General features: G+C 66.5%; 25 protein-coding genes. 13 read left to right on the top strand and 12 right to left on the bottom strand.

Annotation, left to right across the window (positions count from 1 at the left end; translation table 11 throughout):
- The first annotated feature begins 57 nt into the window (after positions 1 to 57).
- A complete protein-coding gene (locus BLW83_RS12820) occupies positions 58 to 957 on the top strand; it encodes a hypothetical protein (RefSeq protein ID WP_090848628.1) in 900 nt (299 codons plus the stop codon).
- On the top strand, positions 954 to 1,733 hold the full coding sequence (locus BLW83_RS15525) for a putative nucleotide-diphospho-sugar transferase (RefSeq protein ID WP_143042841.1): 780 nt from the start codon (positions 954 to 956) through the stop codon (positions 1,731 to 1,733). Before BLW83_RS12820 ends, BLW83_RS15525 begins: the two co-directional genes overlap by 4 nt.
- Here the strand turns inward: BLW83_RS15525 and BLW83_RS12815 are convergent.
- From BLW83_RS12815 to BLW83_RS12790, 7 genes are all read right to left on the bottom strand, one after another.
- Positions 1,710 to 2,444 carry a glycosyltransferase family 25 protein gene (locus tag BLW83_RS12815; RefSeq protein WP_090848627.1) on the bottom strand — a complete coding sequence of 245 codons (735 nt, stop codon included), beginning with the start codon at positions 2,442 to 2,444 and terminating at the stop codon, positions 1,710 to 1,712. The genes BLW83_RS15525 and BLW83_RS12815 overlap by 24 nt on opposite strands.
- Positions 2,445 to 2,518: 74 nt before the next feature.
- Positions 2,519 to 4,666: a polyribonucleotide nucleotidyltransferase gene (gene pnp, locus BLW83_RS12810; protein WP_090848626.1), complete on the bottom strand. Its 2,148-nt coding sequence runs from the start codon at positions 4,664 to 4,666 to the stop codon at positions 2,519 to 2,521.
- 239 nt (positions 4,667 to 4,905) lie between these two features.
- Positions 4,906 to 5,274 carry a hypothetical protein gene (locus BLW83_RS15520; protein ID WP_143042840.1) on the bottom strand — a complete coding sequence of 123 codons (369 nt, stop codon included), beginning with the start codon at positions 5,272 to 5,274 and terminating at the stop codon, positions 4,906 to 4,908.
- A gap of 154 nt (positions 5,275 to 5,428) precedes the next feature.
- Positions 5,429 to 5,698, bottom strand: coding sequence for a 30S ribosomal protein S15 (rpsO, locus tag BLW83_RS12805; RefSeq protein WP_090848625.1), 270 nt, complete (start codon positions 5,696 to 5,698; stop codon positions 5,429 to 5,431).
- A gap of 134 nt (positions 5,699 to 5,832) precedes the next feature.
- A complete protein-coding gene (locus tag BLW83_RS16025; protein WP_143042839.1) occupies positions 5,833 to 6,744 on the bottom strand; it encodes a calcium-binding protein in 912 nt (303 codons plus the stop codon).
- A 98-nt stretch (positions 6,745 to 6,842) separates the two neighbouring features.
- Positions 6,843 to 7,466 (bottom strand): Smr/MutS family protein, encoded by a 624-nt coding sequence (locus BLW83_RS12795; RefSeq protein ID WP_090848624.1) that lies wholly within the window; start codon positions 7,464 to 7,466, stop codon positions 6,843 to 6,845.
- 1 nt (position 7,467) lies between these two features.
- Entirely contained in the window at positions 7,468 to 8,112 is a 645-nt protein-coding gene (locus tag BLW83_RS12790; protein ID WP_090848623.1) for a Tim44/TimA family putative adaptor protein, read from the bottom strand.
- A 102-nt stretch (positions 8,113 to 8,214) separates the two neighbouring features.
- Here BLW83_RS12790 and BLW83_RS12785 point away from each other — a divergent pair, with 102 nt between their 5' ends.
- The 3 genes from BLW83_RS12785 to BLW83_RS12775 all read left to right on the top strand — a co-directional run bounded on the left by BLW83_RS12785 (position 8,215) and on the right by BLW83_RS12775 (position 10,125).
- Positions 8,215 to 8,802, top strand: a complete 588-nt coding sequence (locus BLW83_RS12785; RefSeq protein ID WP_090848622.1) for an FxsA family protein — start codon at positions 8,215 to 8,217, stop codon at positions 8,800 to 8,802.
- Positions 8,803 to 8,857: 55 nt separating this feature from the next.
- Positions 8,858 to 9,415 carry a protein-export chaperone SecB gene (gene secB / locus BLW83_RS12780; protein ID WP_090848621.1) on the top strand — a complete coding sequence of 186 codons (558 nt, stop codon included), beginning with the start codon at positions 8,858 to 8,860 and terminating at the stop codon, positions 9,413 to 9,415.
- A 113-nt stretch (positions 9,416 to 9,528) separates the two neighbouring features.
- Positions 9,529 to 10,125 carry an HD domain-containing protein gene (locus tag BLW83_RS12775; RefSeq protein WP_090848620.1) on the top strand — a complete coding sequence of 199 codons (597 nt, stop codon included), beginning with the start codon at positions 9,529 to 9,531 and terminating at the stop codon, positions 10,123 to 10,125.
- A gap of 24 nt (positions 10,126 to 10,149) precedes the next feature.
- Here the strand turns inward: BLW83_RS12775 and BLW83_RS12770 are convergent, their stop codons facing one another.
- The 3 genes from BLW83_RS12770 to BLW83_RS12760 all read right to left on the bottom strand — a co-directional run bounded on the left by BLW83_RS12770 (position 10,150) and on the right by BLW83_RS12760 (position 11,819).
- Entirely contained in the window at positions 10,150 to 10,473 is a 324-nt protein-coding gene (locus tag BLW83_RS12770) for an H-NS histone family protein (RefSeq protein ID WP_090848619.1), read from the bottom strand.
- A gap of 74 nt (positions 10,474 to 10,547) precedes the next feature.
- Complete coding sequence (locus tag BLW83_RS12765) at positions 10,548 to 11,132, bottom strand: ActR/PrrA/RegA family redox response regulator transcription factor (protein WP_090848618.1); 585 nt, start codon at positions 11,130 to 11,132, stop codon at positions 10,548 to 10,550.
- 60 nt (positions 11,133 to 11,192) lie between these two features.
- Positions 11,193 to 11,819: an SCO family protein gene (locus BLW83_RS12760; RefSeq protein ID WP_090848617.1), complete on the bottom strand. Its 627-nt coding sequence runs from the start codon at positions 11,817 to 11,819 to the stop codon at positions 11,193 to 11,195.
- A gap of 75 nt (positions 11,820 to 11,894) precedes the next feature.
- Here BLW83_RS12760 and BLW83_RS12755 point away from each other — a divergent pair, with 75 nt between their 5' ends.
- Positions 11,895 to 13,259, top strand: a complete 1,365-nt coding sequence (locus BLW83_RS12755; RefSeq protein ID WP_245728857.1) for an ActS/PrrB/RegB family redox-sensitive histidine kinase — start codon at positions 11,895 to 11,897, stop codon at positions 13,257 to 13,259.
- 81 nt (positions 13,260 to 13,340) lie between these two features.
- Positions 13,341 to 14,945 carry a PAS domain-containing protein gene (locus BLW83_RS12750; RefSeq protein WP_090848616.1) on the top strand — a complete coding sequence of 535 codons (1,605 nt, stop codon included), beginning with the start codon at positions 13,341 to 13,343 and terminating at the stop codon, positions 14,943 to 14,945.
- Positions 14,946 to 15,341: 396 nt separating this feature from the next.
- Here BLW83_RS12750 and BLW83_RS12745 read toward each other — a convergent pair whose 3' ends face one another.
- A complete protein-coding gene (locus tag BLW83_RS12745; protein ID WP_090848615.1) occupies positions 15,342 to 15,995 on the bottom strand; it encodes a YggS family pyridoxal phosphate-dependent enzyme in 654 nt (217 codons plus the stop codon).
- 82 nt (positions 15,996 to 16,077) lie between these two features.
- Complete coding sequence (locus BLW83_RS12740) at positions 16,078 to 17,013, bottom strand: porin (protein WP_177172569.1); 936 nt, start codon at positions 17,011 to 17,013, stop codon at positions 16,078 to 16,080.
- A gap of 300 nt (positions 17,014 to 17,313) precedes the next feature.
- On the opposite strand from BLW83_RS12740, the gene BLW83_RS12735 reads away from it, so the two are divergent.
- The 6 genes from BLW83_RS12735 (at position 17,314) to BLW83_RS12710 (ending at position 24,515) form a co-directional block, all read left to right on the top strand.
- Positions 17,314 to 17,781, top strand: a complete 468-nt coding sequence (locus BLW83_RS12735) for a DUF3576 domain-containing protein (protein WP_090848696.1) — start codon at positions 17,314 to 17,316, stop codon at positions 17,779 to 17,781.
- Positions 17,782 to 17,871: 90 nt separating this feature from the next.
- Complete coding sequence (leuS, locus tag BLW83_RS12730; RefSeq protein ID WP_090848613.1) at positions 17,872 to 20,460, top strand: leucine--tRNA ligase; 2,589 nt, start codon at positions 17,872 to 17,874, stop codon at positions 20,458 to 20,460.
- Entirely contained in the window at positions 20,447 to 20,944 is a 498-nt protein-coding gene (gene lptE / locus BLW83_RS12725) for an LPS assembly lipoprotein LptE (protein ID WP_090848612.1), read from the top strand. Before leuS ends, lptE begins: the two co-directional genes overlap by 14 nt.
- Before the next feature lie 4 nt (positions 20,945 to 20,948).
- Positions 20,949 to 21,977 (top strand): DNA polymerase III subunit delta, encoded by a 1,029-nt coding sequence (gene holA / locus BLW83_RS12720; RefSeq protein WP_090848611.1) that lies wholly within the window; start codon positions 20,949 to 20,951, stop codon positions 21,975 to 21,977.
- Complete coding sequence (locus BLW83_RS12715) at positions 21,974 to 23,206, top strand: TIGR03862 family flavoprotein (protein ID WP_090848610.1); 1,233 nt, start codon at positions 21,974 to 21,976, stop codon at positions 23,204 to 23,206. The genes holA and BLW83_RS12715 overlap by 4 nt, the downstream gene beginning before the upstream one ends.
- A gap of 52 nt (positions 23,207 to 23,258) precedes the next feature.
- Entirely contained in the window at positions 23,259 to 24,515 is a 1,257-nt protein-coding gene (locus BLW83_RS12710; RefSeq protein WP_090848609.1) for an MFS transporter, read from the top strand.
- The last annotated feature ends 4 nt before the right edge of the window (positions 24,516 to 24,519 follow it).

Here is a 24,519-nt window from a genome sequence, read left to right as displayed (position 1 = left end):
TATGGCGAGCGCTTCCCCTATCAGATCAATCATCGTCCTTCGAAATCGACGGCTTGCATGACCCGATCCGACCGCCCCCTGTCGCGCAAGCTGGTCCGCCTGGCCTTTCAGGCGCTGGGTCCTTCCCGCGCACATCGGCAGGACATATGGCCGGGGCTGGACATCGACCGGCCCGCCTCACGGGTGACATGGCGGGGGCGGCCGCTTCTGCAACCCGTACCGTTTTCGGAGATCCTGCCGCAGGGTGCCGGGATGATCGCGGTCGTGGGCAGTGGCCCTTCGCTGCGCGGGCAGCGGATCGAGGCTCTGGGCGACGGCACCGCCATCCTGTGCAACGGAGCAGCGCTGCTGGCACAGCGCATCCGCCCGCTTGCGGTAGCTGTCGAGGACGAGCGTTTTGTCTTTCGCCACCATGAGATGCTGGCAGCCCTGCCACGCGACATTCCGCTGATGCTGTCACCCGCCGCCCTGCGGGCATGGGCAGAGCGAGGCACCGGACCGTTGCAGGACCGGACCGTCGCGCTGATCGAGAATCTTGCGCGACCGCTGGGTAGAAAGCGGCGGCGGCTGGACGATCCCGCGCTGGATCACCTTGTGCGGCGCGGCCACGGTTCGGCGATCACCACGGACCCGGACAAAGGGGTGGTGATCGTGGGAACGGTGGCGTTTTCGGCGCTGCAAATCGCGCTGTCCGCATTGCCGCAGCAGATAGTGCTGGCGGGAATCGACCTGAACAATCACGCAGAGCCGCGATTCTACGAAACCACCGACCGCGCCCCCAGCGGGCTGGGTGCAGGGCAGGATCGCATCCTTGCGGGGTTTGCGTTGGCGCTGGAGGTGGCGGTGGAGAAGCGCTTAAATATTTCCTGTGCGTCAGAAAGTTCAAGCTTACTTACCATAGGCTACTCATTGCAACTTCTGTCCAACCTCTCATCTTTCGGAGATTATTCTAGGTGAAGATTCCATTCCTAGACTACCTGCAGCAAAGGCCAACGACGGCTGCGTTTCCAACCGTGCAGAAACTATTGTCTATGGGCCAAAAGACACCGACCAACCCATTTACGGGGACCGTTATAGGATTCCACACTACTGACCAGACCTATACTCGGGAAGCTGAACGGCTACGCCGCTGCCTTGACCTACTTGCATTGCCACATGAAATTCGCCCGGTGGAAAGCCTTGGAGGCTGGGTTCGGAACGCGGCCCAGAAACCTACAATCATCCAAGAAATGCGTGCGCAATATTCCGGACCTTTACTTTATGTGGATGTAGACGCAGTTTTCCACCAGAATCCTTGGAATTACTTGGGCGAATATCAAAATGTCGATATTGCCTTCTATCGCACACCCGAAGGGGAGCTGTTAAGTGGAACGCTGCTATTAAATGACACTCCGGGCGCAGCAGAGATTGTGGAAAGGTGGGTTGCCGCATGTGCAAGCGCCCCAGAAGAATGGGATCAAGTAATTTTAGATAAGGTTCTGCAAAAAAATCCGGAAGAATTTCGTATTTCTACAATTCCTGCATCTTTCTGCTGGATATTTGACTGCAAAAACCAAAGCACCGTTGACATTGTTATAGAACACTTGCAAGCGAGCAGAGAGGGGCGAGAAAGAAAATTTGGCTTTATAGTTCCCAATCGGCTCCGGCGCAGGCGCAATCGCATAGAAGAAATTGAACGTATATTATTTTCAGAAGCAAGCCGCGCAGAATCAGCGCCCGACAGGTCGCGATAATTTCCGACGCCAATAGCCCTGCCAGTAATCTCGCTTAAAGTAACGTTTTGGATCCTTTTGTGCATTGGATACCATGCGCCGCTCTAGTTCCAGATGGGACATCTCCAGATCTTCACATCGCTGCGACGCAAGCTTGGGCGTAACTAAAAAAGCGCGCAATTTATAGAGATCGCCAGGCCAATCAGCAACGCAGGAAACTGGTGTATTTAATTTTATGAGCTGTTCCGCCGAACGGGATGAGATAGAATATGCAGATGTACGCGATACTGTTTGAGCAACGCGATAAACGATCCAGCGCCCTTTTTCTTCTTTTTGCCACGGCAGAGCCCGAGCGCGACCAAAATCAAACAGAAGCAGAGTAGCAGTTCGATGGAAACCTTCCCTTAAATACGATGCGAATCCCTTCTGTAAAACCACATCATCCTCCAAAATCAAGGCGCCCGATTGGCCCTCATCTAAAATTAATCTATAAATTAACTGGTGAGAAAGAGCACATCCAAACTCCCCGTTAGTCATTGAACGACTCAATCGGACCCTGGCAGCGCGGCGGTCGATCATCGATTCATATTCAAGTGGAATACCTCGACGGCTATCGACACCAAATACTAACCGGTATGGAATGCCCATTTCCTTGAGCTGATCCAGCAACGGCTGGCGGCGTTCCTCGTCGCCCTCCAGCGTCAACACGAAAATCGGCCAATCTGTCTGCACCCTGCTAACCTCAAGCGGATAACGTAAAGGAGCCCCGGCACTGCCGGGGCTCCGATCAGTTCAATTCCCGCGACTCACTCGCCCTGCGACTCATCCCGCTTTTCCGGCGCGACTTCCTCGCCGGTTTCCTGGTCGACCATCTTCATGCCCAGGCGCACCTTGCCGCGGTCGTCAAAGCCCAGCAGCTTGACCTTGACCTCTTGCCCCTCTTTCAGCAGCTCGTTGGGGTGGGTCAGGCGGCGGGTGGCGATCTGGGACACGTGGACCAGACCGTCGCGCTTGCCGAAAAAGTTCACGAAGGCGCCGAAATCGACCAGCTTGACCACCTTGCCGGTGTAGACCTTGCCCTCTTCGGGTTCGGCCACGATCGAGTGGATCAGCTCATAGGCCTTCTTGATCGAATCGGCGTTGGCCGAGGCGATCTTGATGGTGCCGTCGTCGCTGATGTCCACCTTGGCGCCCGAAACCTCGACGATCTCGCGGATGACCTTGCCGCCGGACCCGATCACTTCGCGGATCTTGTCGGTGGGGATGGTCATCGTCTCGATCCGCGGGGCGTGGGCGGAAAACTCGTTCCGGCCCTCGGTCAGGGCCTTGCCCATCTCGGCCAGGATGTGCATCCGGCCGTCTTTCGCCTGCGCCAGCGCCTGTTCCATGATCGCCGGGGTGATGCCCTGGACCTTGATGTCCATCTGCAGGCTGGTGATGCCGTTTTCGGTCCCGGCGACCTTGAAGTCCATGTCGCCCAGGTGATCCTCATCGCCCAGGATGTCGGTCAGCACGGCCCAGTTGTCGGCGTCTTCCAGCACCAGGCCCATGGCGACGCCCGCGACCGGCGCCTTGAGAGGCACGCCCGCGTCCATCATCGACAGCGAACCGCCGCAGACCGAGGCCATCGACGACGAGCCGTTGGATTCGGTGATCTCGGACACCAGACGGATGGTATAGGGGAAATCGGTGGTGCTGGGCAGCACCGCCTGCAGCGCGCGCCACGCCAGCTTGCCGTGGCCGATCTCGCGCCGGCCGGGGCTGCCGACACGGCCGACCTCGCCCACGGAATAGGGCGGGAAGTTGTAGTGCAGCAGGAAGTTTTCGCGGAAATTGCCGTGCAGCGCGTCGATGATCTGTTCGTCGTCGCCGGTGCCCAGCGTGGTCACGACCAGCGCCTGGGTTTCACCGCGGGTGAACAGGGCCGAGCCATGGGTGCGCGGCAGCACGCCGACTTCGGACTGGATGGCGCGGACGGTGCGGTTGTCGCGGCCGTCGATCCGGGCGCCGCCGCGGATGATGTCGCCGCGCAGGATGCCCGATTCCAGCTTTTTCAGCGCCGAGCCGAGGTTGGCGTCGGCCAGCTCGTCCTCGGACAGCCCGGCCTTGATCTTGGCCTGGGCGGCCTCGATCGCGTCGCGGCGCTCGGCCTTGTCACGCAGCGCATAGGCGGCGCGCATGTCGGTTTCGCCCAGCGCCCGGACGCGTTCATACAGCGCCGAATAATCCGGCGAGCTGAAGGCAAAGGGCTCTTTCGCGGCAGATTCGGCCAGTTCGACGATCAGGTCGATGACGGGCTGCATCTGTTCGTGGCCGAATTTCACCGCGCCGAGCATTTCCTCTTCGGACAGCTCATAGGCTTCGGATTCGACCATCATCACTGCATCGCGGGTGCCGGCGACGACCAGATCCAGCCGCTGCTCGGGGTTGTTGCGCAGGCGGTCCATGTCGGCGACTTCGGGGTTCAGCACGTATTCGCCGTTGGCGAAACCGACGCGGGCACCGGCGATCGGCCCCATGAAGGGCACGCCCGAAATGGTCAGCGCGGCCGAAGCGGCGATCATCGCCACGATGTCGGGGTCGTTGACCAGATCATGCGACAGCACCGTGCACATCACCAGCACTTCGTGCTTGAAGCCGGGGGCGAACAGCGGGCGGATCGGACGGTCGATCAGGCGCGCGGTCAGGGTTTCCTTTTCGGTGGGCCGCGCCTCGCGCTTGAAGAACCCGCCGGGGATCTTGCCTGCCGCGTAGTATTTTTCCTGGTAATGCACGGTCAGCGGGAAAAAATCCTGCCCCGGCTTCGGCTCTTTCGCGAAAGTCACGTTGGCCATGACCGAGGTCTCGCCCAGCGTGGCGATGACCGAACCGTCGGCCTGACGGGCAACCTTGCCCGTTTCCAGCGTCAGGGTTTCCTGGCCCCACTGGATCGATTTCTTAACTTCGTCGAACATATGATTTCCTCTGGGCGCGCCGGCCCTCCGGCCGCCCGTGTCATGTGGCGGCCCCATTGCCGCCGCCCCCTATCCTTTGCACGCGGCCGGGGGCTGGCCGCACGTCACAGATTGGCGGGCCATAGCCGAAAATGCGGCGCAAGGAAAGGGATTTGACATTACCGCCGGCGGGCGGAATCAGGGCGGGCGGCAAACCGCCGGGATTGCCGCCCGCAGGCGCAGCCTGTCGCAGCCACGGGTCAGGCCACGGCCAGGGTTTTCCGCTCGGCCGTGTCTTCGGCGTGACGGGTCGCCTCGATCGCCTTGTCGGTGGGCCAAGGGCGGTCGGCCAGCTTGGCGATGCGGATGATCATGTCCATGCTGCTTTCATTGGCCGGCCACCGGATTGAAGTATCATCGACGAGACCCAGCAAGGCCGAGCGACGAGCCGCTTCGGGGGCGAGATCAAAGCGCGTAGCCTCGCCCAACGGCGCCAGCAATGCGGCAGCCGCGGGCGAAGAGTGCGGCGCGAGCCCCCGCGTGTAGTCCCCCGAGACGGCCACGACTGCCGCCGGTGCGGCGACACCCGGCGACTCGGCCAGGGAATTCAAGGTATTCTGGATCAACATGACGCAAACTCCGACTGATTGCAGTCTGAGCATTAGTGCCCCGCCCCAGGGAATCCAGATTCGAATTAACGGCATTTTAACATTCGCCACATCAACGAAAAACGCCCGCGGCATGTGCCGCGGGCGTTCCTGTCCATACGCGAAAGCCGCAAATTCAGCGGCGCAGACCCAGGCGCGCGATCAGGTCGAGATAGCGCTGCTCATCCTTGCGCTTGAGATAGTCCAGCAGCTTGCGGCGCTGCGCGACCATCATCAGAAGGCCACGGCGCGAGTGGTTGTCCTTCTTGTGGGTCTTGAAATGCTCGGTCAGCGTCGCGATGCGCGAGCTGAGAACCGCCACCTGCACCTCGGGCGAGCCGGTGTCGCCTTTCTTGGTGGCGTATTCGCCCATGACGCGGGCTTTTTCTTCGACGGTGATCGACATCGTGGTCTCCTGAACAAAAGGGTGATGGCACAGGCCGGGATGTCGTCCAGCGCAGGCCCGTGGAGTGGTCCGCCCGATTCGGTCGGGCCGGATCGGGCGCGTATAGGGCAGGTGGGGGCGAAAGGAAAGCCCGCTCAGGCATATGCGGCGGGCGGCTGGACCAGCGGCGTCGTGACCAGCGCCACGTGATCCAGCGTCAGCCCCGCCGCAGTCAGCACATGCGCCACCGCCGCACCGTTCAGCCGGATCAGGGCAGTCCCGTCCGGCTGCGATTCGATCGCCACCGCCGCGGCGTGCAGATCCTGTGGCGCCAGCAGCAGTTCGATCCGGTCCTCGGCCGCATCGAAATCGGCAATGATCGCCGGCGGCTGCCCGACGATCGCACCGGCCACCAGGTGGAACAGGTCGCTGCCCGGCCCCCCCTCAAGCCAGTCGTCCCCGGCGCCGATCAGCGTATCGTCGCCCTCGCCCCCATGCAGCCAGTCGCGGACCATGTCGTCATCGTCCGCGATCAGCAGGTCGTCGCCCTCGCCGCCTGTCAGGTCGTCGGCGCCGGGGCCGGCGCGCAGCGTGTCGTTGCCAGCACCGCCGTGCAGCCAGTCGTCGCCCTCGCCCCCGTCAAGATAGTCGTCGCCCTCGCCGCCAAAGATCGTGTCGTTGCCGGTGCCGCCATACAGCCAGTCGTCGCCGCCGTTGCCGTGGATCATGTCGTTGCCGGCACCGCCCAGCAGCGTATCGTTGCCGAACCCGTCGACTGACCAGTCGCCATGGATCACGTCGTCGCCGTCGCCGCCATCGACATAATCATGCCCGGCACCCGCGCGGATGTCGTCGTCGCCCGCGCCCCCGAATATCGTGTCGTCACCCGGAGTGCCGTCCAGCCAGACCCCGCCATCGCCGCCGACGATCAGCTGCCCGCCCTCGTCAGGGTCGGGAAGGTCCGTTTCCGGGCCGTCCTGTTGGGTATCGTCCAGATCGCCGTCCGACATCACGTCGAACGCCACCGCCAGCATCATCAGGCTGGCCAACCCCAGCAGCACCAACATGTCACAACCCCGGTCACACGCGGCACAAGGGCCGCCGAGCTTCTTTTACGCGCGAATCGCCGCGTATTCACCCGGAATGTTCGTTAAGGATTAATGGGTTAGGAGCGCGCACGCCGCAGCCACACATAACAGGCGCCGCCGCCGCCGTGCCGGACATGCGCCGGCACCACTTGCAGCACCGCCTGCGACAGCGGCGGCATCGCCAGCCAGTGCGGCACCTCGTGGCGCAGGGCGCCGGCGCGGAAGGGCAGCGGGCTCTGATCCCCGCCGCCGCGCTCGCCCTTGCCGGTGATCACAAGCACCAGCCGATGCCCCGCGGCCTGCGAGCGCAGGATGAACGCGGTCAGCTGGGTCTTGGCGACGGCCAGCGTCATTCCGTGCAGGTCCAGCCGCGCGTCCGGGCGCAGCTTGCCCCGGGTCAGCGAGCGATGGGCGCGCGCATCCATCCGCAGGGGCTGTTCGGCCAGATGCTCATGCGGCGATCGCACCCGCGCCACATGGACCGGCGCCGCCGCCGCGCCGCGGCCGACCCCGAAGCCGGGCGGGACAGGGCGCGGTGCGGGCGACGCCGGGGCCGCCGCTGCCGGGGGCTGTGGGGCGGGCGGCGGTGATTCGATCCGGCGGCGCTGGTTTTCCGCCATGGGGGTGACGCTGCGGGCGACATGCGCCCACAAGGCCCGGTCCTCGTCCGACAGCCCGCCCCGGTTGCGGCGGCGGGCCATGTCAGGCGGTGGCGACCAGCTGCCAGTTGGGGTCGTCCTGTCCCATCCGGCGCTCAAAGGTCCAGAGATCGCGCTGCTTGCGGGCGGCCTTGGGGTCGCCCTCGACCACCTCGCCCGCGGCGTCGCGATGCGCGGCGATCAATTCGCCCACGAAACGGACCGAGATCGACGCAAGCCCCGTCGCCGGATCAAGGCTGGCAGCCTGCACGGCGATTTCGCGGGTGCCCAGATACTGCATCTCGGTGGTGATGCCACGGGCGCTGCGGTCGGCGATCACGGCGTCGAACGCCTCGGCCACCGGAGGGGCCAGAAAGGGCCGGATCTCGTCGATCTCGCCGCGCTCGAACCCGGTCAGGATCATCTCATACGCCTGTTTCGCGCCCGTCAGGAACGGGCCGACGGCGAAATCAGGCTCGATCCGCTGCATGGCGGTCAGGGCCTCGGCCTCGGGGGTGCCGGGCTGCACATGGTCAAGGATGTCGCTTTCGGGTTCCGTCGGCACGGCCCGCAGCGCCGGCCGCGGGCCGGGCGCCTGCTGGCGCGGCGGCTCGAACCCCTCGCGCGTGCCCAATACATTGCGCAGTCGCAGGATCAGGAATACCGCGATGGCGGCCAGCACCAGAATCTGAAGCAACGTATTCGACATGGTGCGGGCCTCGGGCGATTGGTCTGGCGTAATGGCGTTGCCTGACTATGTAAGTTGCACCAGGCCGCGAGTCCAGTTGCGGCCCAGCTGCGGGGTTCAACGATGTGGTTACTGATATTGCTGCTGCTCTGGCCGATCGCCGAGATCGCGCTGTTCATCGAAATCGGTTCCGAAATCGGCGTTGCCGCTACCATCCTGTGGGTGATCCTGTCGGCGATGATCGGGATCTGGGCGATGCGGTTGCAGGGCATGGCGGCGATGGTCGATCTGCAACGCGCGGTCGAGGATGTCCGCGACCCCTCGCGTCCGATGGCGCATGGGGCGCTGGCGATGCTGGGGGGCGGGCTGCTGGTGCTGCCGGGGTTTCTGACCGACGCGCTGGGAATTCTGCTGCTGATCGCGCCGGTCCGCACGGCGCTGCTGTCGCTGCTGGGGCGGCGGGTGCTTGCGGCGGGCAGGGCCAGCGCCGGCTGGCCGCCCCGGCAGCCGCATCGCCCGCCGGTGATCGACGCGGAATTCGTGGTGGTCGAGGATCCTGACGACGGCTTTCCCCGGTCCGATGGCGCGGATTACGACAACCCCGACGCCGGACCCGCGCCGCTGCGCGGGCAGGGTGAAGGGCAGGCTGGCGGACAGTCGGGCGGGCAGAGTGGCGGGTCGCGGCCCCGCTCGGGGTGGACGCGGCATTGAGCGCGCGGGGCCGGGATGGTAACACCCGCTGCGAAACGCTGATGCGAGGACCGACATGACCGACGAGACCACCAACGGCGCCCCCTCGGGCGCACCCCCCGCTGACGGCCGCGCAGACGGGCAGGCAGGCGCGGGGCAACCGCCCGCAGTGCGGATGAACATTCTCGCGCAATATATCCGCGACCTGTCCTTTGAAAACATCGTCGCGCAAAAGGGCCTTGGCGGCGAAGTCGCGCCGGAAATGCAGGTGCAGGTCAGCCTGGACGCCCGCAAGCGCAGCGCCGAAAACCAGTTCGAGGTGATCTGCAAATACCGGGTCAATTCGGTGAACTCGACCGACAAGTCCACGATGTTCCTGTGCGAACTGGATTACGCCGGCGTGTTCCAGATCGAGGGCGTCCCCGAGGACCAGCTGCACCCGTTCCTGATGATTGAATGTCCGCGGATGCTGTTCCCCTTTGTGCGCCGGGTGTTGTCGGACATCGTGCGCGACGGCGGCTTTCCGCCCTTCAACATGGATCCGATCGACTTTGTGGCGCTGTATCGCCAGGAACTCGCGCGCCGCGCCCAGCAGGCGCAGACCGAGCGTCCCGAAGGCCAGCCCCTGTCCTGAGCGATGGCGCGGACAGTGCCCCGCACAATGCATCTTGGGCCGCCCCGCCGGGCGGCCTTTTTCCACCCGCTCGGCGCGGCGCCGGTGGCGGTGCGCAGCGGCGGGGGCGCGTGATGGCGAAATCGCGGGCATGGCAGCGGATGCTGTCGGGGCGCCGGCTGGACCTGCTGGACCCGACGCCGATGGACATCGAGATCGAGGACAGCGCCCACGGGCTGGCCTTTGTCGCGCGCTGGAACGGGCAGACCCGCGGCGACTGGGCCTATACGGTCGCCGAACATTCGCTGCTGGTCGAGGAAATCCACACCCGGCTTGACCCCGGCACGCTGCCGCAGTGGCAGTTGGCGGCGCTGCTGCATGATGCGCCGGAATATGTGATCGGGGACATGATTTCGCCGGTCAAGGCGGCGCTAGGGCGCGAATATCAGGACATGGACGCGCGCATCGCCGCGGCGGTCCACCGCCGCTTTGGCCTGCCGGCGGTCATTCCGGCGCCGGTCCGCGCACAGATCAAGCGCGCCGACCGGATTTCAGCCCGGATCGAGGCCGAGGGCATCGCCGGCTTTACCCCGGCCGAGGCCGAGCGCCTGTTCCCCCTGCCCCGCGGCGTGGGCATCCAGGGGCTGACCCTGCGGCTGCGCCCCCCGACCGAGACCCGCGCCGCATTCCTGCAACGCTTTGCCACGCTGATGAGACGGCTGGACGGTTAACCCGCCCGCCGTCCCCGCGCCTGCTCAGGCCAGCAGGTCCTCAAGGTTACGCCCGGCTTCCAGATGCTCGACCACCCAGCCCGGCCGACGGCCGCGACCCGACCAGGTCTGCGTCGCGTCCTGCGGGTTGATGTATTTCGGCGCACGCTCGGCCCCCGAGCCGCCGCGGCGGCCACGGCCGGCACCGGTCAGGTCGGAAAGATTGAAGCCAAGCTCGCGCGCGGCACGCTCGGCCGCGGCCAGGGCCTCTTTCCGGCGGCGCGCGTCGAACGAAGCGATAGCGCGATCAACGCGGGTTTTCAGGGCGCGGAGATCATCCAGCGACATGTTGTCGACATCAATTTCCACGGATCATTCCTTTCGCGGGAAATTATCAATAACCAGCGAATGACAAATTCCGATCCGTCCCGCAAGAGTTGATTTCAACGCGGGCCGCGTTTGGCCAATATCCGCTGCAATGTCCGGCGATGCATATGCAGACGCCGCGCTGTTTCGCTGACATTGCGGTCGCATTGCTCATACACCCGCTGGATATGTTCCCAGCGCACCCGATCCGCCGACATCGGGTTTTCCGGTGGCGGAGGGAAACGCGATACCTGCGCCAGCAGCGCATTCGTCACCTCGTCGGCATCGGCGGGCTTGGGCAGGTAATCGGCCGCCCCCGCCTTGACTGCCGCAACCGCGGTGGCAATTGCGCCATATCCGGTCAGCACGACAATGCGGCAATCCTCGCGGCGCGCGCGCAATGCGTCGACGACATCCAGGCCGCTGCCATCCTCAAGCCGCAGGTCGACCACCGCATAGGCGGGGGCGCCCTGTGCCACGCTTTCGCGGGCGGCGGCAACGCTGGTGGCAATGCGGGTGGCAAAGCCGCGACGTTCCATCGCGCGTGCCAGCCGGTTCACGAAAACTTCGTCGTCGTCGACAAGCAGCAGGGTGGGATCGTCACCGATGGGCAGGGGTTCATTGCCTGCGGCCCCCGAAAGCGTGGAATTGTCTGCGGTCATGCCATTCTCGCTTGTGGTCTTTCCATTATCGCGCAAAACGCGCCTGCGTCAATTTGCCCCTCAGCGGGCGGCCTCGATGAAACAGGCAATCTGATCGGCCATCTGTTCGGGGCTGGCATCGCGGGTAAAGAATTCGACCGTGCCGTGCCCCGGCAACACCAGGAAACTGTTGGTTGTATGATCGACCAGATAGTTTTCCTTGTCCTCGGAATCGTTGATCCGGAAATAGCCGCGCCATGCCTTGCTGACGGCGGTCACCTCTTCCAGGCTGCCGGTCAGCCCCAGCATTTCAGGGTGGATGGCATCGGTAAAGAACTGCAATTGTTCCGGAGTATCACGCGCCGGATCGACCGAGACGAACACCGGCTTGACCGACATTCCCCGTTCTTCCAGCAGATCGACCGCCGCGGCATTGCGGGCGGAATCCAGCGGGCAGACATCGGGGCAATAGGTATAGCCCATATAGAGGATCGAGGGCCGGTCGAAGACCTGCTGGTCCGTCACCCGCTGCCCGTTTTCATCGGTCAGGGTGAAACTGCCGCCCAGAGATTCGGTTCCTCCCGCAACGGTGGACCTGCGGCATTCGGCGAATTGATCCCCGCCCGCCGGCCGCAACCACAGCCATCCCGTCAGCAGCACCAGCAATGTGGCCAGCACCCCAAGCAGCATCATTCTGCGTTCGGTCATTTCTCGTTCCTCAGCATTGCCGTAACCCGGTGAGGCCGGTTATCAATTTTCCACAGATTAGGCGAGGCCGTAATGATGCCACCATCCCCCCCGGGGTCCGACGAAACCTTGACTGCCGACCCGGCGCAGCGGGCCTCGCGGCCGGTGGCGCTGCCCCGGATGGCGTGGCGCGGGCCGATCCGGCCGCGCACGCTGGTCGCCTCGCGCTGGATCGCGCTGGCCGGGCAGGCGTCGGTCGTGGCCGGGGCGTGGGCGCTGGGTGCGCGGTTCCCGCTGGCTGCGGTGCTGGGGGTGATGGGCGTCGCGGTGGCGCTGAACCTGCGGCTGGCATATCGGTATCGGCGCGCGGATACCGGGCGGGCGCTGGCGCAGCTGGCCTTTGACACGGTGCAGACCGGCACGGTACTGACCCTGACCGGCGGCATCATGAACCCGTTCGCGCTGTTCGTGCTGGCGCCGCTGACGATTGGTGCCAGCGTGTTGCCGCTGCGCCACATCCTGATGCTGGCGGGTTCGACCGCGGCGATGCTGGTGATGATGACCACCGTCGCGGTGCCGCTGAGCTTTCTGCCGCAGACGCCTCTGCGTCCGGAATTTGCCCTGTATATCGGCCGCGTGCTTGAGCTGTTCATCGGCGGAGCCTTTTTCGCGGCCTTCGTCTATCGGGTTTCGGCCGATCTGATGGCTACCTCGGCCGCGCTGGCCGCAACCCAGATGGGGCTGGAACGCGAACAGCGCCTGCAACATCTGGGCGGGGTCGTCGCGGCCGCCGCGCATGAAATGGGCACGCCGCTGGCCACCATCAAGCTGATCGCCGCCGAACTGGCCGAGGATCTGGGCGACCGCCCCGACGTCGCCGACGACCTGGCCGAGCTGCGCCGTTCCGCCGACCGCTGCCGCGACATCATGCGCAGCATGGGCAAGGCGGGCAAGGACGACCTGCTGCTGCATTCGGCGCCGCTGTCGGACCTGCTGGCCGAGGCCGCCGCCCCCCACCAGCAGCGCGGCGCGCATATCCGCATGAATCTGGGCGACACCGGCGCGCTGATCGTCCGGCGCGAGGCCGGCGTGATGCACGCGCTGCGCAATCTGGTGCAGAACGCCGTCGATTTCGCCGCCGACACCGTCGAGGTGCAGGCCAGCCACGGCGACGGCCGCATCCGCATCGCCATCCACGACGACGGCCCAGGCTATCCGCCGCATCTGCTGGCCCGGCTGGGCGAACCTTACCTGACCACCCGCAAGCCCGGCACCCAGGGCGATGCGTATGAGGGCATGGGTCTGGGCCTGTTCATCGCCCGCACGCTGCTGGAACGCAGCGGCGGCGCGGTGACGTTTTTCAACCACGACGGGGCCACCGCGCTGGTAACCTGGCCCGAAGCGGCGCTGCTGGCCGATGACCGCGTGGCGCTGGGGCCGAACCCGACAATCTCTGGTTGAACTGGAGACGGACGCCGATTAATCATTCTTTAAGGCGCAAGAAGTATCACCTTTTCGGGATGCAACGCGAAAAGGCCGGGGATGACGGACGGTTACACGGTAGCAGCGGCGATTTTGACGGGGGTGGTCTCGGTCCTGCTGGGGCTGGGGCTGGCGCATCGCTTTGGGCGTCGGGCGTCGCCCGGCCCGGCCGCGTCGCTGCTGCCGCCCTCGGAACAGATCGCGCTGCTGTTTCACGACCGGCGGCTGATCGACGCCACCGCCCCGGCGCGTTCGCTGCTGGATGCGCTGCCGGGGCAGGACGACTGGGCCAAGCTGTGGGGCTGGCTCGCGCAGCGCTTTGACCAGCCGCATCTGCTGCTGGACCTCGCCGCCGCCCAGGGCGCGGCCACCCTGCGCGCCGGCGACGGCCTGTCCGGCCTGCGGCTGGACATCGAGGATGCGGGACACGGAATCCTGCGGGTGCAGCTGGTCGACCGCGATCTGGAACAGGCCGGAATCATGGTAAACGCGCACGCTCTTGCCGCGATGGAACAAGAGCTGTCGGTGCTGCGCGAATCAGTCGATCAGGCGCCGGTGCTGATCTGGCGCGAGGATCGGGACGGCCATGTGACATGGGCCAACGCGGCATATCTGCAACAGGCCGAGGCTCGCCATCCCGATGAAACCAGCTGGCCCCTGCCCCGGCTGATCGAGCTGCCCACCGACGCACAGGGCAGCCCTCGGGCCGAGCTGCGGATCGGAGACCGGGTGCGCTGGTTCGACTGCCACCTGCAACCGGCGGGTCAGCAGCGCGCGGTGTTTGCGGTGCCCGCCGACGACGCGGTGCGGGCCGAACGCAGTCTGCGCGAATTCGTCCAGACGCTGACCAAGACTTTCGCCGACCTGCCGATCGGGCTGGCGATCTTTGACCGCGACCGGCGCTTGCAACTGTTCAACCCTGCGTTGATCGACCTGACGCGGCTGGACATCGGGTTTCTGGCGGCGCGGCCGACGCTGTTTGCCCTGCTGGACGGGCTGCGGGAATTGCGGATGGCGCCGGAACCGCGCGACTATAACGGCTGGCGCAACGCCATGGCCTCGCTTGAGGCCGGGGCGGCGTCGGGGCGGCATGTCGAGACATGGAACCTGCCCGGCGGCCAGACCTATCGCGTCACCGGCCGCCCGCACCCCGACGGCGCCATCGCCTTTCTGTTCGAGGATATTTCCAGCGAGATCGCGATGACCCGGCGGTTCCGGGCCGAACTGTCGCTGGGGGCCGAGATTCTGGACGGAATCGACGCGGCGGTGGCGATCTTCGACCGCGACGGGCGGGTGGTGGGCGCCAATCGCGCCTTTGAGCAGATCTGGGGGACCGAAACCGCGCAAAGCCTGCGCGGCTATGTCGAGCTGTGGCGGCGGACGGCCGCGGACAGCCCCGGTTTCCAGAATCTGCGGCGCGCGCTGGCGACCGACCGGGGCGATGCGCCCTTGCAGGGGGCGGTCGCGGGTCCGGATCAGGGGCTGCTGTCGTGGCGGGTCAAGCCGTTGTCCGGTGGCCGCCGCATGGTCAGCTTTGCCACCGCGGTGGCGGGGGGGATGCCGATTGCCGCGGGCGCCGAGCCGGGCATCTTGCGGACCGGGGCCGAAGCGCCAGGCTCTGCGCCCGACCCGGCGCCGGCCGAAAAGACCGCGGCGGCGGGCTGAGCCGGGGCTGGCTGGCCGACACCCGCACGGCGTCGAGGTCTGTTAGTGGCGGCATTGCGTGGGGGCCGCCGGTCCCGCGCCGGGTGATTCGGCGCGGTGAGGGGTCGGGCGACCCTGCAAAGTGCCAAACGGCGCCGGGCGCGGCTTTTCGATAACGCGGGCGGGTTGCGCAGGAATGCGGCCTGTGCGGTGGTTGCCGGTGCGGGCCTGTCGGCTGCTGCGGGGTTATCCCGTGGCTCGCGCGCCAAAGATCGCGCTGCCGACGCGGTGCGGGGTCGGGCGACCCTGCAAAATGCCAAGCGGCGCCGGGCGCGGCTTTTCGATAACGCGGGCGGGTTGTGCAGGAATGCGGCCTGTGCGGTGGTTGCCGGCGCGGGCCTGTCGGCTGCTGCGGGGTTATCCCGTGGTTCGCGCGCCAAAGATGGCGCTGCCGACGCGGATGTGGGTGGCGCCCTGGGCGATGGCGGTCTGGAAATCGGCGCTCATGCCCATGGACAGGGCGGGCAGGCCGTTGCGGGCGGCGATATCGCGCAGCAGGCGGAAATGCTGGGTCGGGTCGGCGTTGTCGGGGGGGATACACATGCAGCCGATCACCGGCAGGTCCAGCGCAAGGCACTCGGCGATGAAACCATCGGCCTGGGCGGGGGAAATGCCGGCTTTCTGCGGCTCATCGCCGGTATTGACCTGCACGAACATGCGGGGCGCGCGGCCGGTGTCCTGCACCATCCGGGCCAGCCGCTGCGCGAGCGAGGGGCGGTCGATACTGTGGATCGCGTCGAACAGTTCCACCGCGGCGCGGGCCTTGTTGGATTGCAGCGGACCGACCAGATGCAGTTCCACCCCGGCAAAGCGGTCGCGCAGGGGGGGCCATTTGCGCTGCGCCTCTTGCACATAGTTTTCGCCGAACACGCGCTGGCCCGCGTCCAGCGCGGCGGTCACGCGGTCGTCGGGCTGCTGTTTGCTGACGGCGATCAGCGTCACCTGTGCCGGGTCGCGGCCGGCAAGGGCGCAGGCGGCGGCGATCTGCTGGCGGATTTCACTTAGTCCCATGGCGTCCCCCGTTCGGCGAGGCGGAAAAGAAAAAGAGCGGGCGCATGGCCCGCTCTTTCAGGTCTTGCAACCGATCCGCGGATCAGAAGTTGAAGCGGACACCCATGTCGGCGGTGACCAGCTTGTCGTAGTCGCGCTGGACCGAGGCGCCCAGACGCGCACCGCCCAGATCGTAGTTCACGCCGATACCGAACGCGGTGTCGGTGACATTGGTGACGCCGGTGCTCGGGTCGTTGTTGGCGACGTAGGCTTCGATGTTGGTCAGGCCGTCGGCGAGGGTGTAGTCGCCATACAGCGCAACGGTTTTCCCGTAGGACTGATCATCAGCGTCAACGTAGTTCAGGCCGACACGGGCGTTGTCCATGACCGCATAACGCGCGCCCACGAAGAACAGGTCCTCGCCGTCATAGCCTTCGGCATTCTTGGTGTAGGCAGCCGACAGCTCCAAGCGGTCTTCCCAAGTGTATTCGGCCAGAAGGCCAATTTCCTTGTCAGTTCCGTCGATGGTCTGGTCATAGTTGACCACGGACGCGCGCAGGTTCAGATCGCCGAAGCTATAAGCAACAGCCACACCGACACGATCCGGTTCGCCGCCATAGCTTTTTGCAGCATAGGCGTAGTAATCGCCAACCATCGCGCTGAAGCCGACCGAACGGTCAAAGGCACCCAGTTCGGTGGCGTAGATCAGGCTGGACGAGTCCATCGCGGTATCAACGTTACCGATTTCGACGGTCAGGCCCTGGGCGCTAATCCACAGCTTGCCGGGGTTCGCATGGGTGTCTTCCTCGCCCTGATCCCACTGAAGGCGGAAGCGCGCACCGAATTCAACGCCGGCGTCGGTTTCGGTCGAGGCGTCGATATTCATGCGCAGGCGCGAAACAACCTGCGTTTCTTTGTCCGCGATCGGGTCTTCATAGTAGATGATACCGGTCCGGCCATAGCCCGAGATGGTCACGTCGGCAGCGGCGACGCCAGCGGACAGCACCAGGGCGGTCGTGGCGAGAAGAGCCTTTTTCATGATCAAGTTCCCTCTTGTCTCTCTGATGCCCAAACCGGCTTTACCGCCTTGGGTATGGGGCATTAATTCGCCCTTCCCCCGCCATGATGCAACGCTTGCGCCCCGAACCGCAGCTTTTCGGCATATGTGTGATGCAGCGAGGCCACAGTTTTTTGATGGAACCAATCCGGCGGCAGCGGTGCGGCCCCCGCTTTGGCCGAAAACCGGCTGCGACTGGCCGCTTGTGGGGGTGGGGGGATCCGCGCTAAAGCAGGGGCGCCACGACCTGAACGGCGGGCAGGGTCAAGGATGGGGGACCGCATGAACATCGCACGTGCCGCGACGCTGGCGACCGCTTTCGGGCTTTGCGCCGCGCTGGCCGCCTGTGGCGGCGACAAGCGGCCGACGACCAAGCGCGTCGATCCCGACATGCGCAACGAAAGCGGCACCATCTGGGATATTTTCGGCAGCCGCCGCAACGCCAACGACGCCGTGGCGGTGAACCGCTATCTGTGGAATGCCAGCCTTGAAGTGCTGAATTTCCTGCCGGTGCAGTCGGTGGACCCGTTCACCGGGGTGATCGTGACGGGGTATGGGACGCCTCCGGGTGGGGGGCGGGCGTATCGGGCCACGGTGCAGATAACCGACCCGGCGCTGGATGCGCGCTCGCTCAAGCTGTCGATGCAGGGGCCGGGGGGCGCGGCGGTGGCGCCCGACACGGTTCGCGCGGTCGAGGACGCGATCCTGACCCGCGCGCGGCAGCTGCGGGTGCGCGACGGGCGGCTGTAGGGCCGGCGCACGGGGACCAAGCTGGCGCTGGACGCGCCGGGGGCAGGCGGCTAAACCCGCAGGGCATTTTCCCTGCCCGGAGTTCGTCCCATGCCCTATGATCCCGCCTCTAGCGAAAAGCGCTGGCAAGACGCGTGGGAACAGGCGGGCAGTTTCCGCGCCGTCCGCGACGAGCGGCCCAAGTATTACGTGCTGGAAATGTTCCCCTATCCCTCGGGGCGCATCCACATGGGGCATGTTCGCAACTATACCATGGGCGACGTGGTGGCGCGGTATAAGCGGGCGCAGGGGTTTTCGGTGCTGCATCCGATGGGCTGGGATGCCTTTGGGATGCCGGCGGAAAACGCGGCGATGGAACAGGGCGGCCATCCGCGCGACTGGACCTATGGCAATATTGCCACAATGCGCGGGCAGTTGAAGCCTCTGGGGCTGTCGATCGACTGGAGCCGCGAGTTCGCCACCTGCGACGACGATTACGTCGCCCAGCAGCAGGCGCTGTTTCTGGACATGCTGGGCGCCGGGCTGATCTATCGCAAGGCCGCGGTGGTCAACTGGGATCCGGTGGACATGACGGTTCTGGCCAACGAGCAGGTGATCGACGGCAAGGGCTGGCGGTCGAACGCCGCGGTCGAGCGGCGCGAGCTGACGCAGTGGTTTTTCCGCATCTCGGATTACGCCGAGGAGCTGCTTGAGGCCATCGACGGGCTTGAGGGCTGGCCGGAAAAGGTCCGGCTGATGCAGGCGAACTGGATCGGGCGCTCGCGCGGGTTGCAGTTCCGCTTTGACACGGTGGAGCGCCCGGATTTCCCGCAGATCGAGGTTTACACGACCCGGCCGGACACGCTGATGGGGGCGTCGTTCGTGGCGATTTCCCCGGATCATCCGCTGGCAAAGGCTTTGGCGGCGGACAACCCCGCGCTGGCGGCTTTCGCCGAGGAATTCCACAAGGGCGGCACCACCGAAGAGGCGATCGAGACCGCCGAAAAGCGCGGGCTGGATACCGGGGTCCGGGTGCGCCATCCGTTGGACCCTTCGTGGGAACTGCCGGTGTGGGTCGCGAATTTCGTGCTGATGGATTACGGCACGGGTGCGCTGTTCGGCAGCCCCGCGCATGACCAGCGCGACCATGATTTCGCGGTGAAATACGGCTTGCCGATCCGCGCGACCTTTGGCCAGCCGGGGATGGATGCGGCGCAGGCCGACGCGCTGGTCGCGGCCGAGCCGTGGGTGCCCCCGAAAACCGAAGCCGTGACCTATGTCCGCGGCTTTGCCGGTGCGGCCGACCAGACCGGAGAGGCCGCGGTCGACGCCGCCATCGCCCATGCCGAGGCCGCAGGCTGGGGCGAGGGCGTGACGAAATTCCGCCTGCGCGACTGGGGCATCTCGCGCCAGCGCTATTGGGGCTGTCCGATCCCGGTGGTGCATTGCGAAACCTGCGGCGTGGTGCCGGAATCCAAGGACAAGCTGCCGGTGCTGCTGCCGCAGGATGTCAGCTTCGACCGGCCGGGCAATCCTCTGGACCGGCACCCGACATGGGCGCGGGCGACCTGCCCCAAATGCGGCGGACCCGCGCGGCGGGAAACCGACACCATGGACACCTTCGTCGATTCGTCGTGGTATTACGCGCGCTTCACCGCGCCCCACGCGACGACGCCGACCGTGGCCGAGGATGCGGCCTATTGGATGAACGTCGATCAGTATATCGGCGGCATCGAGCACGCGATCCTGCATCTGCTGTATTCGCGGTTCTTCGCGCGGGCGATGATCAAGACCGGGCATCTGCCGGAAACCGCGCGCGAGCCGTTCGATGCGTTGTTCACGCAGGGCATGGTCACGCATGAGATTTATCAGGTCGCAACCACTGTTCCTGACGACGATCCGAATGTGCAGGTTAGAGGAAGGAAGTTCCTCAGTTATGTGTTCCCTGAAGAGGTCGAACACCGAGGAGGGCAAGTCATTCACAAGCAGACGGGTGACACCGTTCGGGTAACACCGTCAGCGAAAATGTCAAAATCCAAGAAAAACGTCGTGGACCCGGCGGATATCGTCGCCAATTTCGGCGCCGACACCGCGCGCTGGTTCATGCTGTCGGACAGCCCGCCGGAACGGGACGTGGAATGGACCGCCTCGGGGGCCGAGGCGGCGGCCAAGTTCCTCGCCCGCGTCCACCGACTGGCCGAGGATTCGGGGGCCGAGGACCGCGACGACCCCCAGCTGACCCGCGCCGCCCACCGCGCCATCGACGAGGTGACGCGGGCCATCGACGGATTCGCCTTCAACAAGGCAGTGGCCAAGGTCTATGAGCTGGCCAACACCGTGGCGAAATCCCCGGCTTCGGGCGAGCCTCGGCGCGCGGTGCTGCGGCTGATGGCGCAGCTGATGGGGCCGATGGTGCCGCATCTGGCCGAGGATGTCTGGGCACGGGCCGGGGGCGAGGGGCTGCTGGTCGATGCGCACTGGCCCAAGGCCGACCCGGCGGCGCTGGTCGCCGACAGCGTGATCCTGCCGGTCCAGATCAACGGCAAGCGGCGCGGGGAAATCACCCTGCCCGCCGGCATGGACAAGGAGGCGGTCGAGGCCGCGGTGCTGGCCGATGAAACCGTGCAGCGCCATCTGGCCGGGCAGGCGGTGAAAAAGCTGATCGTGGTGCCGGGGCGGATCGTCAATGTGGTCGTCTGAGCCTCGGCGCCGGTTTCTGGCGCGGCTGGGCGGGCTGGCAGCACTGGGCGCCGCGTCCGCCTGCGGGTTCCAGCCGGTTTACGGGCCGGGCGGCGCGGGGACGAAACTGCATGGCCGCATCCGCATCGCCGAACCGAAGACCCGCGACGACTATGCCTTTCTGCGCCGCCTGACCGAACGGCTGGGGCCGGACCAGTCCCCCGGTTACGATCTGGCCTATACGCTGCGCATTGCCTCGGTCGGGCAGGGTATCACCCCGGACGAGGTGACTACCCGCTATTCGCTGAACGGCACTGCCGCCTTTACCCTGACCGACAGCGCCTCGGGCGCGGTGGTGGCGCAGGGCGAGGTCAGCAATTTTTCCAGCCACTCGGCCGTGGGCAGCGTCATCGCGACCAATGCCGCCGAACAGGACGCCCGCGACCGGCTGGCGGTGATGCTGGCCGATCAGGTGGTGACGCGGCTGCTGGCCATGGTGCCCTAGGGCCATGCTGCTCAAGGGCGCCGAGATCGCGCGCTATCTGGCGCGCCCCGATCCGACAAGGCCCGCGCTGCTGATCTATGGGCAGGATCCGATGCGGGTGGCCTTGAAGCGGGCGGAATCGGTGGCCGCGCTGACCGGGCCGGGCGCGGACGAGGAAATGCGCCTGACCCGACTGTCGGGCGCCGATCTGCGCAAGGACGGTGCCTCGCTGCTGGACGAGGTCAAGGCGGTCGGGTTTTTCCCCGGCCCGCGCGTGGTGCTGGTCGAGGATACAGGCGACACCGCCGCCCCCGCCATCGCCTCGGCGCTGGAGGCATGGGCGCCGGGCGATGCGGTGATCGTGGTGACGGCGGGGGCGCTGGCCAAGTCATCCGCCCTGCGCAAGCTGTTTGAATCGCATAAATCCGCCGTGGTCGCGCCGATCTACGACGACCCGATGGGCGAGGACGAGATCATGCGGCTGCTAGACGCGGCGGGGCTGCGCACGGTGCCCCAGGCGGCGATGCGCGACCTGCTGGCGCTGGCCCGCGCCGTTGAGCCGGGCGATTTCCGGCAGGTTCTGGAAAAGATCGGGCTTTACAAATACGGAGACGATTCGCCGCTGACGTCCGAGGAAATCGCCGCCCTCGCCCCCGCCACGGTCGAGGGTGACGTGGACAGCCTGATCGACGCCGTGGCCGACGGGCGCGCCGACGCGCTTGCGCCGCTGATGCAGCGGGTGGCGACACAGGGCATCCTGCCGGTGACGATCTGCATCGCGGCGCTGCGGCATTTCCGGGCGCTGCACATGGCCGCCGCAGACCCCGGCGGCCCGGCGGCGGGGGTTGGGCGGCTGCGCCCGCCGGTCTGGGGGCCGCGGCGCGACCGGATGACCCGGCAGGCGCAGGCCTGGGGGATGCGGGCATTGGAGGACGCGTTGCGCCATCTGGTCGATACCGATCTGGCGCTGCGTTCATCCTCGCGTGCGCCGGCGGCCGCGGTGATGGAACGGGCGCTGATCCGGCTGGCGATGATGCCGCGGGGGCGGCGATGACCGAATCGCCGCCGGCGCTGGTCATCGGCGCCGGACCCGCGGGGCTGATGGCGGCCGAGGCGCTGGCCGGGGCGGGTCATCCCGTGGTGGTCGCCGAGGCGCTGCCCAGCCCGGCGCGCAAGTTCCTGATGGCCGGGAAATCGGGGCTGAACCTGACACGGGACGAGGATGCGGCGGTGTTTGCGGCGCGGGTGCAGGGGGGCTCTGCCCCCGCGCTGCGCGCCCCCCCGGGATATTTGCATGATGAAGAACTGCGCGCGATCGTCGCCCGGTTCGGGCCGGCAGAGGTGAGCGGCTGGGCGCGCTTGCTGGGGGTCGAGCTGTTCACCGGCTCGACCCGGCGGGTGTTTCCGGTGGGCATGAAAGCCTCGCCCCTGTTGCGCGCGTGGTTGCGGCGGCTGGCGGTGCAGGGGGTCGAACTGCGGACCCGCTGGCGCTGGCAGGGGTTTGCGGGCGAGGCGCTGCGGTTCGACACGCCCTTGGGCGAGCGGCTGCTGCGGCCCGGCGTCACCGTGCTGGCGTTGGGGGGTGCAAGCTGGCCTCGGCTGGGGTCGGATGCCGCCTGGGTCGGCTGGCTGCGGGATGCGGGCGTCGATGTGGTGTCGTTCCGGCCGGCGAACATGGGGTTTCTGGTTAGCTGGTCGCCGGCGATGGCGCCGCATTTCGGGGCGGCGGTCAAGGGGACGCGGCTGTCGGCAGGCGCCCTGTCCAGCCGCGGCGAGTGGGTGCTGACCAGGCACGGGATCGAGGGCGGCGCGGTCTATGAGATCTCGGCCGCGCTGCGTGACGGGGCGGCGGGGGTGGTCGATCTTGCGCCGGATTTGCTGGTGGAGGTGCTGACGGCCCGGCTGGCGCAGTCGCGCGGGCGGTTGTCGGTCGGCAACTGGCTGCGCCGGGTGCTGCGCGATCCGGTCAGGGTGGCACTGCTGCTGGAGTGGGGCCGGCCGCTGCCGGACGACCCGGCGGCGCTGGCCGCGCTGATCAAGGCGCTGCCGCTGCGCGTGTCCGGCCCGGCAGGGCTTGAGCGTGCGATTTCCTCGGCCGGGGGGGTGCGGCTTGGGGCGCTGACCCCGGCGCTTGAGCTGCGCGCCCGCCCCGGCGTCTTTGCCGCCGGCGAGATGCTGGACTGGGAGGCCCCGACCGGCGGCTATCTGCTGACCACCTGCCTTGCCACCGGCCGCCACGCCGGGCTGGCGGCTGCGCGGCGGCTGGGTGGTGCGACCGCTTGACGCGCCACCACCGCGGGTGTCTGTTGCGCCAATCCGTCAGGAGCGTTGACCCATGTCCAGATCCCAGTCCCGGCTGTTCACCCCGATTCTGATCGGCGGCTGCATGATCCTGCTGATCAACTTTGCCATGCGGGCGAGTTTCGGCGTCTTTCAGATCCCCGTCGCCGAGACCTTTGGCTGGCCGCGGGCCGAGTTCAGCCTGGCGATCGCCATCCAAAACCTCGCCTGGGGATTCGGGCAGCCGCTGTTCGGGGCGCTGGGGGAACGCTGGGGCGACCGCTGGGCGATCATCCTGGGCGCGTTACTTTACGCGCTGGGGCTGCTGATGACCGCCGTCGCCACCACCCCCGAGGCCATGCAGCTGTGGGAGGTCGCCGTCGGCTTTGGCATCGCGGGCACCGGCTTCGGCGTGGTGCTGGCGGTGATCGGGCGCGCAAGCAGCGACAAGAACCGCAGCCTTGCGCTGGGGATCGCCACCGCCGCCGGCTCGGCCGGGCAGGTGGTGGGGGCGCCGCTGGCGCAGGGGCTGATGGCGTTCCTGCCCTGGCAGCAGGTGTTCATGGTCTTTGCGGCGCTGATCCTGACGGTGCTGCTGTTCCTGCCGCTGCTGGGCAACACCAAGCCCGCGCCGAAACACGAGCTTGAGGAAAGCATGGGCCGCGTGCTCAAGCGCGCCATGGTCGACCCCAGCTTTCTGATGATCTTTGCCGGGTTCTTTTCCTGCGGCTACCAGCTGGCCTTCATCACCGCGCATTTCCCCGCCATGATCACCGAGATGTGCGGCCCGATTTCCCCGGACGGCGGGCTGGCGGCGCTGGGGATCGGCTCGACCTCGGCGCTGGGGGCGGTGGCGATTTCGCTGATCGGCATCGCCAATATCGGAGGCTCGATCCTCGCCGGCTGGCTGGGCAACAAATACAGCCGCAAATACCTGCTGGCCGGGATCTACACGCTGCGCACCATCATCGCGGCCTGGTTCATCCTGACCCCGATCACGCCCGTCACGGTGGTGGTGTTTTCGCTGGCAATGGGGGCGCTGTGGCTGGCGACGGTGCCGCTGACCTCGGGGCTGGTCGCCTATATCTACGGGCTGCGCTACATGGGGACGCTTTACGGTTTCGTCTTTCTGTCGCACCAGCTGGGGTCGTTCCTGGGCGTCTGGCTGGGGGGCAAGCTGTATGACGTCTATGGCGACTACACCATGGTCTGGTGGGTCGGCGTCGGCGTGGGCGCGTTCTCGGCGCTGATCCACCTGCCCGTGCGCGAGGCGCCCGCGGGGCTGGCCCGCAGCCCTGCACCCGCGCAGTAAGTCG

The organism is Paracoccus alkenifer, assembly GCF_900108405.1.
GTDB lineage: Bacteria > Pseudomonadota > Alphaproteobacteria > Rhodobacterales > Rhodobacteraceae > Paracoccus > Paracoccus alkenifer.
The sequence above is the reverse complement of the archived record's forward strand: the minus strand, read 5'-3'. Positions and strand labels throughout refer to the sequence as shown.

Bases quoted from the DNA above. Each gene is read 5' to 3' on its own strand.
- BLW83_RS12820 (WP_090848628.1), top strand. From the start codon at position 58: ATGACCCGATCCGACCGCCCCCTGTCGCGCAAGCTGGTCCGCCTGGCC.
- pnp (WP_090848626.1), bottom strand. From the start codon at position 4,666: ATGTTCGACGAAGTTAAGAAATCGATCCAGTGGGGCCAGGAAACCCTG.
- BLW83_RS15520 (WP_143042840.1), bottom strand. From the start codon at position 5,274: ATGTTGATCCAGAATACCTTGAATTCCCTGGCCGAGTCGCCGGGTGTC.
- rpsO (WP_090848625.1), bottom strand. From the start codon at position 5,698: ATGTCGATCACCGTCGAAGAAAAAGCCCGCGTCATGGGCGAATACGCC.
- BLW83_RS16025 (WP_143042839.1), bottom strand. From the start codon at position 6,744: ATGTTGGTGCTGCTGGGGTTGGCCAGCCTGATGATGCTGGCGGTGGCG.
- BLW83_RS12795 (WP_090848624.1), bottom strand. From the start codon at position 7,466: ATGGCCCGCCGCCGCAACCGGGGCGGGCTGTCGGACGAGGACCGGGCC.
- BLW83_RS12790 (WP_090848623.1), bottom strand. From the start codon at position 8,112: ATGTCGAATACGTTGCTTCAGATTCTGGTGCTGGCCGCCATCGCGGTA.
- BLW83_RS12785 (WP_090848622.1), top strand. From the start codon at position 8,215: ATGTGGTTACTGATATTGCTGCTGCTCTGGCCGATCGCCGAGATCGCG.
- secB (WP_090848621.1), top strand. From the start codon at position 8,858: ATGACCGACGAGACCACCAACGGCGCCCCCTCGGGCGCACCCCCCGCT.
- BLW83_RS12775 (WP_090848620.1), top strand. From the start codon at position 9,529: ATGGCGAAATCGCGGGCATGGCAGCGGATGCTGTCGGGGCGCCGGCTG.
- BLW83_RS12765 (WP_090848618.1), bottom strand. From the start codon at position 11,132: ATGACCGCAGACAATTCCACGCTTTCGGGGGCCGCAGGCAATGAACCC.
- BLW83_RS12760 (WP_090848617.1), bottom strand. From the start codon at position 11,819: ATGACCGAACGCAGAATGATGCTGCTTGGGGTGCTGGCCACATTGCTG.
- BLW83_RS12755 (WP_245728857.1), top strand. From the start codon at position 11,895: ATGCCACCATCCCCCCCGGGGTCCGACGAAACCTTGACTGCCGACCCG.
- BLW83_RS12750 (WP_090848616.1), top strand. From the start codon at position 13,341: ATGACGGACGGTTACACGGTAGCAGCGGCGATTTTGACGGGGGTGGTC.
- BLW83_RS12745 (WP_090848615.1), bottom strand. From the start codon at position 15,995: ATGGGACTAAGTGAAATCCGCCAGCAGATCGCCGCCGCCTGCGCCCTT.
- BLW83_RS12740 (WP_177172569.1), bottom strand. From the start codon at position 17,013: ATGAAAAAGGCTCTTCTCGCCACGACCGCCCTGGTGCTGTCCGCTGGC.
- BLW83_RS12735 (WP_090848696.1), top strand. From the start codon at position 17,314: ATGAACATCGCACGTGCCGCGACGCTGGCGACCGCTTTCGGGCTTTGC.
- leuS (WP_090848613.1), top strand. From the start codon at position 17,872: ATGCCCTATGATCCCGCCTCTAGCGAAAAGCGCTGGCAAGACGCGTGG.
- lptE (WP_090848612.1), top strand. From the start codon at position 20,447: ATGTGGTCGTCTGAGCCTCGGCGCCGGTTTCTGGCGCGGCTGGGCGGG.
- holA (WP_090848611.1), top strand. From the start codon at position 20,949: ATGCTGCTCAAGGGCGCCGAGATCGCGCGCTATCTGGCGCGCCCCGAT.
- BLW83_RS12715 (WP_090848610.1), top strand. From the start codon at position 21,974: ATGACCGAATCGCCGCCGGCGCTGGTCATCGGCGCCGGACCCGCGGGG.
- BLW83_RS12710 (WP_090848609.1), top strand. From the start codon at position 23,259: ATGTCCAGATCCCAGTCCCGGCTGTTCACCCCGATTCTGATCGGCGGC.